General features: G+C 45.6%; 15 protein-coding genes. 2 read left to right on the top strand and 13 right to left on the bottom strand.

Going from position 1 to position 14,034, the window contains the following annotated elements; genetic code table 11:
• The first annotated feature begins 351 nt into the window (after positions 1–351).
• On the top strand, positions 352–963 hold the full coding sequence (gene sigW, locus AC58QC_RS05390; RefSeq protein ID WP_497414177.1) for an RNA polymerase sigma factor SigW: 612 nt from the start codon (positions 352–354) through the stop codon (positions 961–963).
• A 69-nt stretch (positions 964–1,032) separates the two neighbouring features.
• On the opposite strand, the gene AC58QC_RS05385 is transcribed toward sigW, so the two are convergent.
• The 5 genes from AC58QC_RS05385 to AC58QC_RS05365 all read right to left on the bottom strand — a co-directional run bounded on the left by AC58QC_RS05385 (position 1,033) and on the right by AC58QC_RS05365 (position 6,274).
• Positions 1,033–2,274, bottom strand: coding sequence for a LysM peptidoglycan-binding domain-containing protein (locus tag AC58QC_RS05385; RefSeq protein ID WP_497414176.1), 1,242 nt, complete (start codon positions 2,272–2,274; stop codon positions 1,033–1,035).
• A 242-nt stretch (positions 2,275–2,516) separates the two neighbouring features.
• Positions 2,517–3,383: a prephenate dehydratase gene (gene pheA / locus AC58QC_RS05380; RefSeq protein WP_497414175.1), complete on the bottom strand. Its 867-nt coding sequence runs from the start codon at positions 3,381–3,383 to the stop codon at positions 2,517–2,519.
• Positions 3,380–4,357 (bottom strand): homoserine kinase, encoded by a 978-nt coding sequence (thrB, locus tag AC58QC_RS05375; protein ID WP_497414174.1) that lies wholly within the window; start codon positions 4,355–4,357, stop codon positions 3,380–3,382. Before thrB ends, pheA begins: the two co-directional genes overlap by 4 nt.
• A 150-nt stretch (positions 4,358–4,507) precedes the next feature.
• Entirely contained in the window at positions 4,508–5,794 is a 1,287-nt protein-coding gene (locus AC58QC_RS05370; RefSeq protein WP_497414173.1) for a homoserine dehydrogenase, read from the bottom strand.
• A 27-nt stretch (positions 5,795–5,821) separates the two neighbouring features.
• A complete protein-coding gene (locus AC58QC_RS05365; protein WP_056610603.1) occupies positions 5,822–6,274 on the bottom strand; it encodes an ACT domain-containing protein in 453 nt (150 codons plus the stop codon).
• Positions 6,275–6,470: 196 nt separating this feature from the next.
• Between AC58QC_RS05365 and AC58QC_RS05360 the strand changes: the two genes are divergently transcribed.
• Positions 6,471–6,980 carry an NUDIX domain-containing protein gene (locus tag AC58QC_RS05360; RefSeq protein WP_497414172.1) on the top strand — a complete coding sequence of 170 codons (510 nt, stop codon included), beginning with the start codon at positions 6,471–6,473 and terminating at the stop codon, positions 6,978–6,980.
• 56 nt (positions 6,981–7,036) lie between these two features.
• On the opposite strand, the gene AC58QC_RS05355 is transcribed toward AC58QC_RS05360, so the two are convergent.
• The 8 genes from AC58QC_RS05355 to AC58QC_RS05320 form a co-directional block, all read right to left on the bottom strand.
• The gene (locus AC58QC_RS05355; protein WP_497414171.1) at positions 7,037–8,017 is read right to left on the bottom strand and encodes a C40 family peptidase; all 981 of its coding nucleotides are present in this window, start codon (positions 8,015–8,017) and stop codon (positions 7,037–7,039) included.
• 164 nt (positions 8,018–8,181) lie between these two features.
• Positions 8,182–9,255: an anthranilate phosphoribosyltransferase gene (locus tag AC58QC_RS05350; protein WP_497414170.1), complete on the bottom strand. Its 1,074-nt coding sequence runs from the start codon at positions 9,253–9,255 to the stop codon at positions 8,182–8,184.
• Positions 9,256–9,431: 176 nt separating this feature from the next.
• Positions 9,432–10,736, bottom strand: coding sequence for a GTPase ObgE (gene obgE, locus AC58QC_RS05345; RefSeq protein ID WP_497414169.1), 1,305 nt, complete (start codon positions 10,734–10,736; stop codon positions 9,432–9,434).
• Between the two features lie 15 nt (positions 10,737–10,751).
• Positions 10,752–11,507, bottom strand: a complete 756-nt coding sequence (locus AC58QC_RS05340) for a Spo0B domain-containing protein (protein WP_497414168.1) — start codon at positions 11,505–11,507, stop codon at positions 10,752–10,754.
• Positions 11,508–11,697: 190 nt separating this feature from the next.
• Positions 11,698–12,012 carry a 50S ribosomal protein L27 gene (rpmA, locus tag AC58QC_RS05335; RefSeq protein WP_036742986.1) on the bottom strand — a complete coding sequence of 105 codons (315 nt, stop codon included), beginning with the start codon at positions 12,010–12,012 and terminating at the stop codon, positions 11,698–11,700.
• A gap of 4 nt (positions 12,013–12,016) precedes the next feature.
• The gene (locus AC58QC_RS05330; protein WP_497414167.1) at positions 12,017–12,370 is read right to left on the bottom strand and encodes a ribosomal-processing cysteine protease Prp; all 354 of its coding nucleotides are present in this window, start codon (positions 12,368–12,370) and stop codon (positions 12,017–12,019) included.
• A gap of 11 nt (positions 12,371–12,381) precedes the next feature.
• The gene (gene rplU / locus AC58QC_RS05325) at positions 12,382–12,693 is read right to left on the bottom strand and encodes a 50S ribosomal protein L21 (protein WP_028555793.1); all 312 of its coding nucleotides are present in this window, start codon (positions 12,691–12,693) and stop codon (positions 12,382–12,384) included.
• Positions 12,694–12,848: 155 nt separating this feature from the next.
• A complete protein-coding gene (locus AC58QC_RS05320) occupies positions 12,849–14,012 on the bottom strand; it encodes an Rne/Rng family ribonuclease (protein WP_497414166.1) in 1,164 nt (387 codons plus the stop codon).
• Positions 14,013–14,034: the final 22 nt, after the last annotated feature.

Below are 14,034 nucleotides of genomic sequence, written 5' to 3'. Positions count from 1 at the left end.
TTCTGGGGAAGTGTGGCATTGTGGAACGAAATTCAAAAGGTTGGATCCGGTACTGCGAATACGAATACCACCTCTGTCTCCCACTCAAATCCGAGTCCTCATTCCTAGCAGAGAGACTTTGACTTCGTCAAAGATCCCTATAAAGCGTCACGAAACCTACATGATTTCGGTAACAAATGGTTATAACGAGACTCTTACTCGCATTTGAATTTGACTGTAGCCACAGAAATGATATAGTCAAAGATAGATGAAAAACTCTCATAAGCATGAATGAAAGACGATATATATGAAATAAGCAAATAAGATCGTTTCACATCTTTTCTAAACGACAACTCTAAGGAGGGAAACATCATGAATGTGGCAGAACTTCAATTAATTCAATTATCCAGACGGGGCGATCGCAACGCTTTCGTGGAGTTAGTCGAGCTCTATCGTAATAAAATACAAAAGCTAGCGTTTCGGATGCTGCATAACCGTCCTGATTCCGAGGATATTGTCCAAGAGACATTTATCCGCGTTTATTTGAATTTAAACCACTTTGATGAAAGCCAGAATTTCTCAACTTGGATTTATCGGATCGGAAAGAATGTTGCCATCGATTTGCTTCGTAAAAAAAGACCCGTTCAATCCCTTGATGCGGAGCTAAATGATCTGGATGACGATTACAGCTACTATAGTAAGCTGGCCAGTCAAGATCAATCACCTGAACATGCGCTGCTTCAAACGGAAGTTCAAGAGCACATGCACGCTTCCATCAATAAATTAGGCGTTAAATATAAGGGCATTATTACGTTGTACTATTTAGAGGAGCTTTCTCTACAAGAAATTAGTGAGCGTCTGAACCTGCCGATTACAACTGTGAAAACTCGCTTGCACCGAGGGCGTGAGCTCCTCCGCAAAAAGTGGGGAATGAATTTCGTTATTGGTTTAATGACATTTTTCACATTGGGCATGATTGCATAATGTCTCTATACCATACAAAGAAGCCTCTAACCACATCCTATCTGTGGGTAGAGGCTTCTTCTTTGATTCTTAGAAATTCATCCAAGGACTATTTGGTTTACTTGGTTCTCTTTTCTCAGTAGCTCGTTGTTGTTGCTGGAGGAATGCACTCAACGCTGACGTTCCTGAGAGCTTAACTTTACGAGTGGAGCGATTTCCATTGGACTTCGCTTTATCTGCTTTCTGCTTATCCCGAATGTCGATTTCAATCTCCTCTAACGTATCAGAAACCTTCTTGAGCTCGTGTGTATGAACTTGTGGTACCAGCGAAGATTCATCATATGGCGCGTGCTGCCCGGCACCAGCATAAGGAATGCCATACGGATCATGCTGATAGGCATAGTGCTGAGCCATTGGATGATCGTACGGCATAGGCGGTGGATAAAAGGCAGGCATAGCTGTCATGTCTTGCGGCATCATGTTGTCCCAAGGATTTCCCATTGGTACATTCGAATAATGTGCTGGGTAATTCATCCATGGGTGCTCACTCATAACAGGTCCACCGCACCCGCAACCTTCATCAACTACCGACACTGGGGCTGTCATCGCTGGAAGTGGCTCACAAGGCTCTTCTTGATAAGCCGGATACGTCATGGCCTCGTGCTGCTGCTCAGGGTAAGCGAATACCTCTGTAGCTGTAATATGAAATTGTTGAAATGGATGTACCGCCTGCCCATAAGGTTCATGGAGTCCAAGCCCATCCATAACCGGGGCTGGAATAACCGGCGAAGCCGCTTGTGGTGCGGCAGGCACTGTTTCACCTGTAGATAATGGAGGCGCTTCGAATACAGGTGCTTGTGGGCTCGGGATAATTGGCTGTTGATAGGCATCTGTTGGCGGCATTGGCTGTGTCATAGGCATGGGAGCAAATGGCTCCGTAGAGAGCTTCGACGTTGTGTGGTGTGTGTGGTGCTGATTTCCATGCATATGACCATGCTGCATTTTGGGGACAAAGACGACATCCCCCGTCATAAGTACATTCGGATTCTTGAGGTGCGCATTCGCCTTAATCATCGCCTGCAATGGCACATCCCATGCTTTCCCAAGCTTCCACAAGCTGTCACCTTGCTGCACGACGTGCTTATACACGAAGTCAGATGCAGGTGGATCTACCGGTTTATGCGTAGATGGAATCTTCACTTTCATCCCAATATCAATCTGATTCGGGTCAGCTATTTGCGGATTGAGCGCAATAATCTGGTCTAGGGTGGTGTGGTATTTTTTTGCGAGCTCGTACAGGGTATCGCCTTTTTTGACAATATGGATTTTCAAAACCCTACCTCCTTAAAGTTTTCTTCAGAAAACTCACTTCGTAAGCATCAACTCGGCGTTTTTCGGTAGAAAAACTAGTTTCGTAAGCAGCTCCTTCGCGTATCTCTTCCTTTTGCCAGAATCTTGGCCGCGATAGCATTCGCTTATTCACAATAATGATATTACAGTTTATGCGCGTTCCTAGGCTTTTGCCCCTGTAACACAAAAAAAATCCCTCGCGTCATAAACGCAAGGGATTTGCACTAAGAACCTTGATAGGAGTAGCTTGGATAACAGCCCAAAATTCGAACCTGACACCCAATAGCTTCAATTTCTTGAATGGCAGAAGGCAGAAGGACTGAGTCCATATTGCCAGCAATATCGATATAGAAATAATAATTGCCCAACTTCTTCTTCGTCGGCTTGGATTCAATCTTGGACAGGTTGATTCTCCGCCAAGCAAAAGCTGAAAGCACCTGATGCAGGGCACCCGGATAATCCTCTGGCAGTGTAACAAGAATCGTTGTCTTCATGTCTTCTGATGACATTAGCTCCGATGCTTCCTTGCCCACAAGCAAGAAGCGAGTCATATTATCCTTGTGATCCTGAATCTCCCGCTGCAGCATGGGAACGTTATAGTTCGTTGAGGCGATAGCCGTACCAATCGCAGCGACGGTTGGATCCTGAAGCGAAGCGACAATACGCACTCCTTCAGCTGTAGAACTTACTTGCTCAAACTCGGCCTCACGCAGATATTGCTTCATAAATTGGTTGCATTGCGCAGGCACAACTTGATGAGACAATACTTTGCGAATGTGCCGATAGGGATTCAAGCCATCCGCTTCAGCATCGGGATTTGGATATCCAATGAGGTTCATATCAATCGGGAAGACCCATTCTGCTCGAATCGGAAGATCAACTTCATGAACGAGCCAATCCACATGCAGATGTACAGAGCCCTCCAGCGTATTCTCAATCGGAATAACACTCAAGTCCGTTTCACCCGATGCCGTTGCATTGAAAACCTCAGAAATCAACTTATACGACACATATGTGAAATTCTCACCTAGAAAATGGCGCGTAGCTTCCTCCGAGAAAGTGCTTGGCCCAAGAATGGCAACTCGTTTCATGCCAGCACCTCTCTTTCTACTAAGGAAAGCAGACCCTCATCTCCGCTTCGAAGCTCTGTAGTCGTCACTCCAGCTTGGCTTGGCTTCAGCCATAGAAGCTTAGCTTCGATGCCCTCCTTCGCCAACGTGCCTTGAAGGAATGCCTCCAGCTCCGCTTTCTTCTCACTGCGCGTATCGACGAGCGCTAGCATCGTAGGTCCCGCTCCGCTTAATGCAACGCCAAGCGCACCATGGTGCTCACATTCATCCAGTAATGTTTTCATACCCGGAATAAGTGCTGCGCGGTAGGGCTGATGCAATCTATCCTTCATCGCATGACGGATCATACCGAGGTTTCCTGTACTAAGTGCAGCAACGAGCAAGGAAGAATGGCTGAGATTGAACACAGCATCCTTCATGGTTACATGCTGTGGCATTACGCCTCTCGCCTTTTCGGTCGCTAGCTGAAAGGCTGGTATCGCTACCAGCACCTCCAAATTACGATCAGGCTCAATTCGGATCGATTCCGCCTTGACATCGTCCCAGAACGCGACTATGATTCCACCGAATAAGCTTGCACCGACGTTGTCAGGGTGCTTCTCCAGTCGCGAAGCAATTTGAAATAGCTCATAGGTTGAGAACCGATTCCCAATTAGTGCGTTCGCTCCTGCAAGTGCACCTACAATAGCAGAGGCACTGCTTCCTAAGCCTCGCGTGAGTGGAATTTCACTATACATAGAAATCTCAAGCTCTGGATGCGAAACCCCAGCTTTATCAAAAACCATTTGAGCTACCTTATAGATTAAATTGGACTTATCCGAAGGAATTCCACTCATCTGATCGCCAATCAATTGAATGCGAGTCTGATCAGAGATCGCCATATCAATCCAAGCATATAAGTTCAAGGCCATCCCCAAAGAGTCAAAGCCGGGACCTAGATTTGCCGTACTTGCCGGTACTTTCACTCTTACCTTTTGTTCTGTCTTGTAGCTCATTTCGAAATTGCGCCTCTCTTCACTCAAAATAAACGGATACGCCGTCCTTTGAGGACGTGAGCGTTTATCCAGAAATTTAGCCAATTTATCATGCGAAAATATCAATTCCATAATTTGATTTTACCGCACTAAGCATTTCCTACACCGATTCTAGCCCTCTACACGATATACGCTTTTAATGGCATGAATAACGTCCATGGATTCAAATTGATTCAATACTTTTTTCATACTAGCTCGATTCGCATCGTGCGTAATAATGATAATTTCAGCTTTCGGATTCGCTTTATTCGGATGTTGGAAGACGGATTCCAAGCTAACTTCATGCTCCGCGAAAATTTGAGTAATTTGGGCGAGCACGCCTGCTTTATCTTCAACATGAAGTAAGATGAAGTTTTTGGAAGCGATTTGTTCGTCTGTTTTAAGCTTCTTCTCTTTGTAAGGAGCTTGTACAGTACGTCCATTGATGCCTAATTTCAAATTGCGAACGACTGCCACTAAGTCAGCTACAACGGATGTTGCTGTGGGCAGCTCGCCTGCACCTGCGCCGTAGAACATCGTTTCTCCAACTGCTTCACCGGTTACGTATACGGCATTGAATACGCCGTTAACGGATGCTAGCGGATGTGAATTTTTAACCATCGTCGGCTGAACGCTGACTGAGATATGACCATCATGATTTTCAGCGATGCCAAGCAGCTTCACTTCGTAACCCAATTTCTTACCGTATTGAATATCTTCCTTCGATACCTTGGAAATACCCTTCGCTTCAACATCATTTAAAGCTACATTGGCATGAAAACCAAGTGTCGATAAGATCGTCATTTTACGAGCAGCATCTAAACCTTCAACATCAGATGTCGGGTCTGCTTCCGCATATCCCAATTCCTGTGCTTCCTTCAGCACATCCGCATACGCCGCGCCTTCTTGACTCATTTTCGTCAAAATGTAGTTCGTTGTTCCGTTCACAATTCCCATAATCTTCGTAATGCGATCGGAGGAGAAACCTTCCACTAACGCACGAATGATTGGAATTCCACCAGCAACACTCGCCTCATAGAAAACATCACAATTATTCTCAGCTGCTTTGGCTAAAATTTCTGCACCATGCATGGCCATAAGATCCTTATTGGCCGTAATGATGTGCTTGCCATTTCCAAGCGCTGTTAGAATGTGGGCCTTCGTTGCCTCAACGCCACCCATGACTTCAACGACTATATCGATTTCACTATCGCCAATCACATCCCACACATTCTCCGTTAGCTTATCTGCATCCACAGAGATGTTACGATGCTTCGATTTATCTTGCACAAGAATTTTCGCAATTTCGATTGCTGAACCCGTTTGACGCTGCAAATCCTCTTGATGACCTTCAACAATACGGACTACACCTGTTCCAACTGTACCTAAACCTAGTAAACCAACCTTGATGGGCTTCATTTCATTACCTCCTGAATTTGTGCTATCTTAACTGCCTTGACCGATGACCATGGCACGCTTAACTCCGTCTTGCGCCCCGAGGCGATCCACGATTTCACGGATCTCTTCACCCATGGATGAAATTTCTAGTGATATGACGACGTTCGCCATACCTTGTAATGGAATCGTTTGATGAATGGTCAAAACATTGCCATCCAAATTTGCGATAAGTGCGAGTACGCGGGATAATATCCCGGACCTATGCTCTAAATCCATTGAAATCGTAATAATTCGCTCGCGTTCCAGCTTACTTAGTGGATGAATGCCATCTTTATACTTATAGAAGGCGCTTCGGCTCAGCCCAACTTGTTCGACAGCGTCGTGAATCGTCTTCACTTCACCCCGTGCAAGCAACTCTTTGGCCTGTGCTGTCTTTAGAACACCTTCTGGAAGAATGTCCTCACGGACTAAGTAGTACCTCTCAGGTCCGATGTGCTTCATGCTTGGAAGAAACTCTTTGCTCTCCGGCACCTAACTACCGTCCTCTCCAAAAAGACTAATGTTTCTCTATAGAGGACATTATATCGAATCATGCCTCGTGAAGCAATAGGCAAAATGCATCCAAGCATTCGCCTTTGCTGGCCATTCCCTTTCTATGATAAGCTAAAACATAACCCAGAAGGGAGGGGTCCTCTCCATGATTACCTTACGAATGATGTCTACAGCACTTTTATGGAACAAGCATGACGAGCTCCTAATGATGAAACGTGCATTAACCCGCACGCTCTCTCCTGGCTTATGGGCGGCTATTGGCGGTCATCTCGAACCACATGAAATTAGCCAACCAAGAACGGCCTGCTTTCGTGAAGTATGGGAAGAAACGGGCATTGAGCAGGATGAAATTCAAGACTTACACTTGCAATATGTGCTAATACGACTCAATGGCCATGAAATACGCCAGCAATTTTTCTATGTGGGCAAGACGGATGTGGATCCACGGATCGAAACGTCTGAAGGTGATTTGCATTGGATTCCCAAAGCGTCTGTCTTAGACCGTCCGATGCCCTATATTTTCCGCTGTTTACTCGAGCATTATTTCACAGTTGGCCGGGCCTCACATCCATGGATAGGCTCCGCTGGGATTCAACCAGAAACAGATAAACCTACTATTCATTGGAACCCTTTGCTGGATCCGCTACAAATCTAAATGATTGAAAAAGAGCAGACACCGATTTCTCGTAGTCTGCTCTTTGCTTGTCATGCTTATAGTGCACTTCCTCCGAAGAGAAAGCGATATTCCCAGTGTCGATTCGCGATGGAATCAATTCGGACACCGCCGCTTTCTTTGGAATAGGTCGATAGGATTTGCCCATTGCCTAAATAGATTGCAACGTGTGTAATCGTTTGTGCAGACTTATTTATTCCTGCATAATTGGACTGTGCCGTCCCTTTATAAGACATAAAGAACATCAGGTCACCAACCTTGAGGTCGTGCCAATCCGTGACATTGTGCCCGAGCGATTTCACATACGCACCCTGACCTCTAGAGTCGGTCGGAAGGTTCAGTCCAATGCCGTCCAAGAAAGCCTGATGTACAAAATCAGAACAATCAAACGTAGACGTGTTACTACGACTAGAACCATACTCATAAGGCGTTCCCATGTATTTCTTGCCTGCCGCAATGACTTTCTGAATCTTTTCACTTGTTGTCCCACCTGTGTTTGTATCCGGAGATGCTACTACACCAGAGGTTGAAATATATGTAGGGCTTGTACTGACGTAGCCTTCACGACCATCGGAAGCTTTGACTTTATACCAATAAGCATTCACTTTCTGGAGAATTTGTACGGTTTCTCCGGTTTTCAGATAACGAATTCGAGTCGAATTCTGATCGGCAGCAGTACGGAAACTCACGCTTGCGACGATGCGTCCTGTTCCAGATGCTGGTGTAGTGGTTTGACCGTTTGCTTTTATGTACTTCGAATTCGTTGAGACATAACCAATTTGACCATTCGTAACTTGAACTCTATACCAATAAGCATTTACTTTCTCAATAATGGAGACAGGCTCCCCAGCTTTCAAATAACGGATACGAGGTGAATTCTCATCAGGGCTTTGGCGAAAGCTCACACTGCTAACGACTTCTCCAGTGGTTGCAGCAGACGCTGCTTTAGGTAATGGGACTGTAACAGCACCAAAAATAAGTGTTGGGATAAGGGCAAAAGCAAGTAATTGTTTCTTCATGTTGTAGGCCTCCTAGCTTTTTGTACTTACGAATCATGATGACACTAGTAAATGGTAACATATCCATTGATTAAGTTTTAGCTGTAACATCTACCAATTCTGCTACCCCCATAAAAAAAGACCCTCCCATTCGCTGTCTACGAACCAGCTTCATGGAAAGGTCTTCATCCGATTTTCGTTGTGGAATCATCGCTATCTGCAAGATCCTGCAGCTTCAAGTATTGACTCTGCTCAATCCAGCGCTGCATCGTTTTCTGTGCTTCTTTCCGCTGTAGTAAAACTTCTGCGAGCTGAAAGCCCTCCTCGTAGCTATCTACTTTGTCAAACCATTTCAATCGTAAGCCTGTATTGAAAATAACATGATCGCGTTCGCGTTTTACTTCTGCCGAATCCTCACCAGCAATAATTCGTTTCACCATGGTGATCTGATCTTCTTTGGCAAGTAAAGGTAAGGGTGAACTTGAGAATCCAAACTTCTGCGGGTCAAGAACACGGGACTCATCCCCCCATGGCGTCACAATGCGAATCGCACTGTGTTCATATAGGGGTAAATCCTCCGAGCCATCAATCCCACTGACAATATAGGCCTGTTGAAAGCCAGATCGAATCGAAATGGGAATGAGGGACTCCATGGTTTTCCGTTGCTGTACACCGATAATTAAATTCGCGGAAAGCACAGGATTCAACACTCGCTCAATTGTATCGATGACTGTTCGAATACCGAGCTGTTCCCGGACCTGCTTTAGCCGCCCAATGGGTGGACACAGCTGCTCCGTAGGGAGAAAACCGATGTGCAGATGAAATAACATGGATTGCCAAGCCTTGACGGAGAGATGTAAGGACACACCAAAGCTCTCTACGATTTCCTGTAGGGATGTCCCTTGTCGTGCAGGAAGAGCCTCTCCACCTTGCATCACCTGTGTGAATCCCACGGATGCCAGCAATAGGCTGACAGGCAGCGTGATGGGGAATCGCTTCCTCCCTTCCGTTGTACCTGTTGAATGAAGCGAGTTAGGCTGAGCATGGTAATTCAAGGAGTAGCTGCGATACACATCGATAAAAGCCATCAACTCGTCATCTGCTTCCCCTTTCATATATAACGCCATCAAGAAAGCCGCGCATTGCGCATCTGTTGAATCTCCTTTCGCCATTTCGTTGGCGGCTTCCACAGCCTCATCGTAGGTTAAATTCCGCATATGCATCTGATCCGAACCCATCGCTTGAATCCATCTCTTCATCCTGGCTCCTCCTTTCTCGCTATTCAAACTTTTATTATGTTATATTTACTGACATTATTTAAGTGATATATCTAAAATGGTAATGCTTTTAATACTACATGTCAAGTATTGTGACATTTAATGGGGCGAAACAAAAAAAAGCACCTATCCTGTTTGGATAAGTGCCTTGCCTTTTATTATAAATTGTTCTCGTCGAACTCGAAATCAAAATCACCGATTTGGATCGTCTGTCCATGGACAGCGCCACGTTTACGCAACTCGTCATCAATGCCCATGTTACGCAAAATACGAGCAAAACGCGCGATCCCATCTTGGGTAGTGAAATTTGTTCGCTTGATCAATTTCTCAATCGACGGGCTCTCAATTACGAAGACATCATTATCACGACGAATCGTGAAATCATTCTCTTCGCGTTTCTCAAAGCGATATACCTTACGCTCTTCGGTCTCAGCCACTCCCTCGACTTCAGGAGCGTTCGGGATGCTTTCCACGATATCCGAAATCTTATACAGCAGTTCTTGAACACCACCGCGTGTTAATGCCGAAATCGGATAAACCTCAAATTCTTTACCGTCAGCCGCCAACTGCTCTTTGAACAATGCCAGGTTATCTTCGGACTCCGGCATATCCATTTTGTTAGCTACAACGATTTGTGGGCGTTGCTCTAGCTTCGCATTATACAGTTTAATTTCTTCATTGATTTTGATGAAATCCTCATAAGGATCACGCCCATCCGCTGCCGACATGTCCACGACATGCACAATAACACGCGTCCGTTCTACGTGACGTAGAAACTCATGACCAAGACCAACGCCTTCATGTGCGCCTTCGATCAAGCCCGGTAGATCCGCCATTACGAAGCTGCGGCCATCTCCAACATCAACTACACCCAGGTTCGGGGTTAGCGTTGTAAAGTGATAAGCAGCAATCTTCGGCTTCGCGGCCGAAACGACAGACAATAGCGTGGATTTACCAACGCTCGGGAAACCTACAAGTCCAACGTCAGCCATAACCTTCATTTCTAGGACAACCCATCGCTCGACGCCTTCTTCACCGTTCTCCGCAATCTCAGGTGCTGTTACACGCGCAGTCGCAAAGCGAGTATTCCCTCTTCCGCCTCTGCCACCCTTAGCAACGACTACTTCTTGTCCATGACGAGTTAAGTCCGCAATGACTTGTTGCGTATCATCGTCAATAATAGTCGTTCCAGGCGGGATACGTACAACCAAATCCTCCGAATTGGCGCCATGCATGGATTTGTTGCGGCCTTTCTCGCCGCGTTCTGCTTTGAAGTGCTTCTGATAACGGAAATCCATCAACGTCCGCAAGCCTTCATCTACCCGGAAAACGACATCTCCGCCATTGCCTCCGTCACCACCGGCAGGACCGCCCTCTGGAACGTACTTCTCACGACGGAAAGCAACTAACCCGTCACCACCGTCTCCACCTTTAACAAAAACCTTCGCCTTATCAACAAACATTTCTACACCTCAACTTTATATATGAAACGGCAATCGTAATGTAATACGTGCTTCTTCCTCATGCCATTCATCATGCTCAAGCGAATACTGGGCACCTTTCGATGCAAAACGTTCTAAAACTGATTGCTCAAGTTGCACCCGATTATAGGGGCCTTGATATACAAAATCAAGCAGTAAGCTATCCTCTTGGACATCAAATTCCAAGCTGAGTGTGCCGCTTTCCCCATCATCGAATGCCGTGTGTTCTTGGATACATGCCACCAATTGCCGAACCAAGCGTTCAATCAGTCCACTCTGGATCGGGAGTTGTCCAAGATTTATTTCTTGTTCGACTTCCACATTCAGTTCTAATGTCTTGGACTGAACACGGAATTGAAGCAAGTAAGCAATGAAAGATGGGATCCCCAGCTTGGAGAGATTGCTTTCCTGCTGCATAGTCATTTTTATTTTTTCCATATAAGGCCGTAAATTATCAAACTTCTTCATTTGAATATAACCAAATAAAATTTGGGTATCATTCATCCAATCATGCCGCAAGCGATTAACAACCGCAATCAGCTTAACATGATCGTCTTGTTCTTGCTGTTTCAGCTTAGAACGCCACTTCTCTTCCATTCTACTCGCTTCTAATCTCCAAGCCGTATACCCGCTAATTAGAATGATTAGTAAAAATGCCACTCTGATGATCCAGGGTTCTGTAACCAACATGCCAGTCAATCCTATGAACACAAGTACTAATAAATAGACCTGCGCGCTGCCCAATTGCTTCATTATCCGTTCGCCCCGTTCTCCCTGCTTTGTAACCGTTCATCCAGTATATCATGCTGGCTGGAAAACTTCACCAAACAAACGAGAAAACCTCCGCCCTCGACCATCCGAAATGAGTGATCACGGTTAGAGGTTTTTCCATTCATTGTGAGAAAAAATCCCTGGATGAACTGTCGCTCACCAGGGATTCTAATTACGCTTCTAGAGCTGCAGCTACTGGAGCTACATCAACTGGGTATACGCTCACTTTTTTGCGATCGCGGCCCAAACGCTCGAATTTCACTACGCCTTGTACCAAAGCGAAAAGTGTATCATCCGAACCGATACCTACGTTCGTTCCTGGGTGAATTTTCGTACCGCGTTGACGGTAGAGAATGCTTCCCGCAGTAACAGTTTGACCGTCAGCACGTTTAGCGCCAAGGCGCTTAGAGTGCGAGTCACGACCGTTCTTTGTGGAACCTACCCCTTTTTTGGAAGCGAATAATTGGAGATCCAATTTCAAAAACATGGTGTTATCCTCCTTTGTGATAGATTGTTTCAATCGTTATATAATCACCGTAAGTTTGTTCAATCGTTTGTAACATAACGACCATCGACTCTATAATTAACTGCACTTGATCCCGAGTTTCAGGCATGGTAAACGCGCTCTCCGGGATGGTTACATCCAGTAGACCAGGCTCCATTTCGTGAATCGGAATCACACCGGTTAAGGATTCTATCGAATTACATGTACCAACGGAAATCGCTGATACCGCGGCGCAGACCAAGTCTTTGCCAGGTACGTCATATTCAGCATGGCCTTCCACTACAAAAGAAAGAATTTGAGGTGAATCCGTCGCAAGACGTTCTATGGTCACGTAGATCATAGGCTTGTCTCTTACGCTTGGATTTTCTCAACTACTACTCTTGTGTACGGTTGACGATGACCTTGCTTTTTGTGATAGTTCTTTTTCGGCTTGTACTTATAAACGATGACTTTTGCACCTTTGCCGTGTTTCTCCACTTTCGCGGAAACTGAAGCACCTGCAACCAATGGAGCACCTACTACTAGGCCATCCTCTTTGGAAACCAAGAACACACGATCAAAAGAAACAACCTCACCCTCAGCAGCGTTCAATTTCTCGATGTAAAGAACATCGCCCTCTTGAACTTTGTACTGTTTACCACCTGTTTCAATAATTGCGTACATTTTCATTACCTCCTCATGTCTCAGACTCGCCTTGTGCAGGTGACGGAAAAGAATGAATCCCTTCGCGTACTTCGACCTGTTTCGTGCGGTTACAGCATGCCTAAACAACACACTTCGAATATTATATCACAGTTATAAATTCATATGCAAACCTTTTATTTGCGTTTCCGAGTCATTTCCAACAATCCAAGCTTGGTCCAACCAACAATCGTCGTCTTAGAACGATCTTTGCGCACAGCTTCCGCCATGTTTGCCATGACCTTCGCTCGATTGTCTTCTGCGTGCATATCAATAAAATCGACAATAATGATGCCTCTTAGATTACGTAGCCGCAAAAGTCTAGGAATTTCAACAGCTGCTTCCCGATTAATATCTGTAACGGTTTGCTCTAAGTCAATAGAACCCGTGTATCGTCCCGTATTTACATCAATCACCGTTAGCGCCTCTGTTTGATCGATGATTAAGTATCCGCCGCTAGGCAGCCAAATTTTACGACGAAAGCTCTGATTCAGCTCTTCCGTAACGCCGAAATGATCGAACATAGGTGTTCTACGATCATAGAAAGCAATTCGGCCTCGCCAACTTGGTTGCTGCTTGCGAAGTAAAGTTCTCATCTCTTCAAAGACCTTATTATTGCTCATCCACACTTCTTGAACTTCATCGGATATCACATCTCTAGCCAGCTTGGGCAGGAGATCGAGGTCCTGGTAAAGCTGTGCAGGTACACGGGTCTCTTCTCGCTTGGCTAGAATGGTACTCCATACATCGCGTAAGTTTTGCAAATCGTCTCGAATGGCTTCTTCGCTTTGTCCTATCGCACCTGTACGAATAATGACGCCTTCACCTGGCAAAAGGTTACCCTCTGCAAGCTGCTTTAGACGCTGTCGCTCAGCTTCTAGATCAATTTTACGTGATATCGCAATATAATCAGCATCTGGCATATAAACAATCCAACGGCCCGGAATGGAAACGTGCGTAGTCACTCTTGCCCCTTTGGTACCCTGTGGATCCTTGCTCACTTGGACCATGAGCATTTGCCCGACTTCAGCAATCTCCGTAATGGAAGGTTTGATCTTAGGCTGCTTGTCCAAATGGACGGGGAGGAGATCGTCTATATAAAGAAAGGCATTCTTCGCAAGTCCGATATCGACGAATGCCGCTTGCATGCCAGGAAGTACGTTAACGATGCGGCCCATGTAGATGCTGCCTGCCCGTTGAGATTCAAGCGGATACTGCGTATCATACTCCACAAGACGCCCATCTTCTAGCAATGCCGCTTGTGTAAGCTCGGGTGCGCAGTGAATTATCAGTTGCTTCATACATGTTCACCTCACCAGTTAT

The sequence above is a fragment of the Paenibacillus sp. J22P51 genome, assembly GCF_059692215.1.
Note: the sequence above shows the minus strand (reverse complement) of the source record. Positions and strands in the feature narration are given on the sequence as shown.

What these genes read in the sequence shown, in the direction of transcription:
- thrB (WP_497414174.1), bottom strand. Translation starts at nt 4,357, where the DNA reads ATGAGCTACAAGACAGAACAAAAGGTAAGAGTGAAAGTACCGGCAAGT.
- sigW (WP_497414177.1), top strand. Translation starts at nt 352, where the DNA reads ATGAATGTGGCAGAACTTCAATTAATTCAATTATCCAGACGGGGCGAT.
- AC58QC_RS05350 (WP_497414170.1), bottom strand. Translation starts at nt 9,255, where the DNA reads ATGAAGAGATGGATTCAAGCGATGGGTTCGGATCAGATGCATATGCGG.
- AC58QC_RS05365 (WP_056610603.1), bottom strand. Translation starts at nt 6,274, where the DNA reads ATGAAGCACATCGGACCTGAGAGGTACTACTTAGTCCGTGAGGACATT.
- obgE (WP_497414169.1), bottom strand. Translation starts at nt 10,736, where the DNA reads ATGTTTGTTGATAAGGCGAAGGTTTTTGTTAAAGGTGGAGACGGTGGT.
- AC58QC_RS05355 (WP_497414171.1), bottom strand. Translation starts at nt 8,017, where the DNA reads ATGAAGAAACAATTACTTGCTTTTGCCCTTATCCCAACACTTATTTTT.
- AC58QC_RS05360 (WP_497414172.1), top strand. Translation starts at nt 6,471, where the DNA reads ATGATTACCTTACGAATGATGTCTACAGCACTTTTATGGAACAAGCAT.
- pheA (WP_497414175.1), bottom strand. Translation starts at nt 3,383, where the DNA reads ATGAAACGAGTTGCCATTCTTGGGCCAAGCACTTTCTCGGAGGAAGCT.
- rpmA (WP_036742986.1), bottom strand. Translation starts at nt 12,012, where the DNA reads ATGTTTTTGAAATTGGATCTCCAATTATTCGCTTCCAAAAAAGGGGTA.
- AC58QC_RS05330 (WP_497414167.1), bottom strand. Translation starts at nt 12,370, where the DNA reads ATGATCTACGTGACCATAGAACGTCTTGCGACGGATTCACCTCAAATT.
- AC58QC_RS05370 (WP_497414173.1), bottom strand. Translation starts at nt 5,794, where the DNA reads ATGAAGCCCATCAAGGTTGGTTTACTAGGTTTAGGTACAGTTGGAACA.
- AC58QC_RS05320 (WP_497414166.1), bottom strand. Translation starts at nt 14,012, where the DNA reads ATGAAGCAACTGATAATTCACTGCGCACCCGAGCTTACACAAGCGGCA.
- AC58QC_RS05340 (WP_497414168.1), bottom strand. Translation starts at nt 11,507, where the DNA reads ATGAAGCAATTGGGCAGCGCGCAGGTCTATTTATTAGTACTTGTGTTC.
- rplU (WP_028555793.1), bottom strand. Translation starts at nt 12,693, where the DNA reads ATGTACGCAATTATTGAAACAGGTGGTAAACAGTACAAAGTTCAAGAG.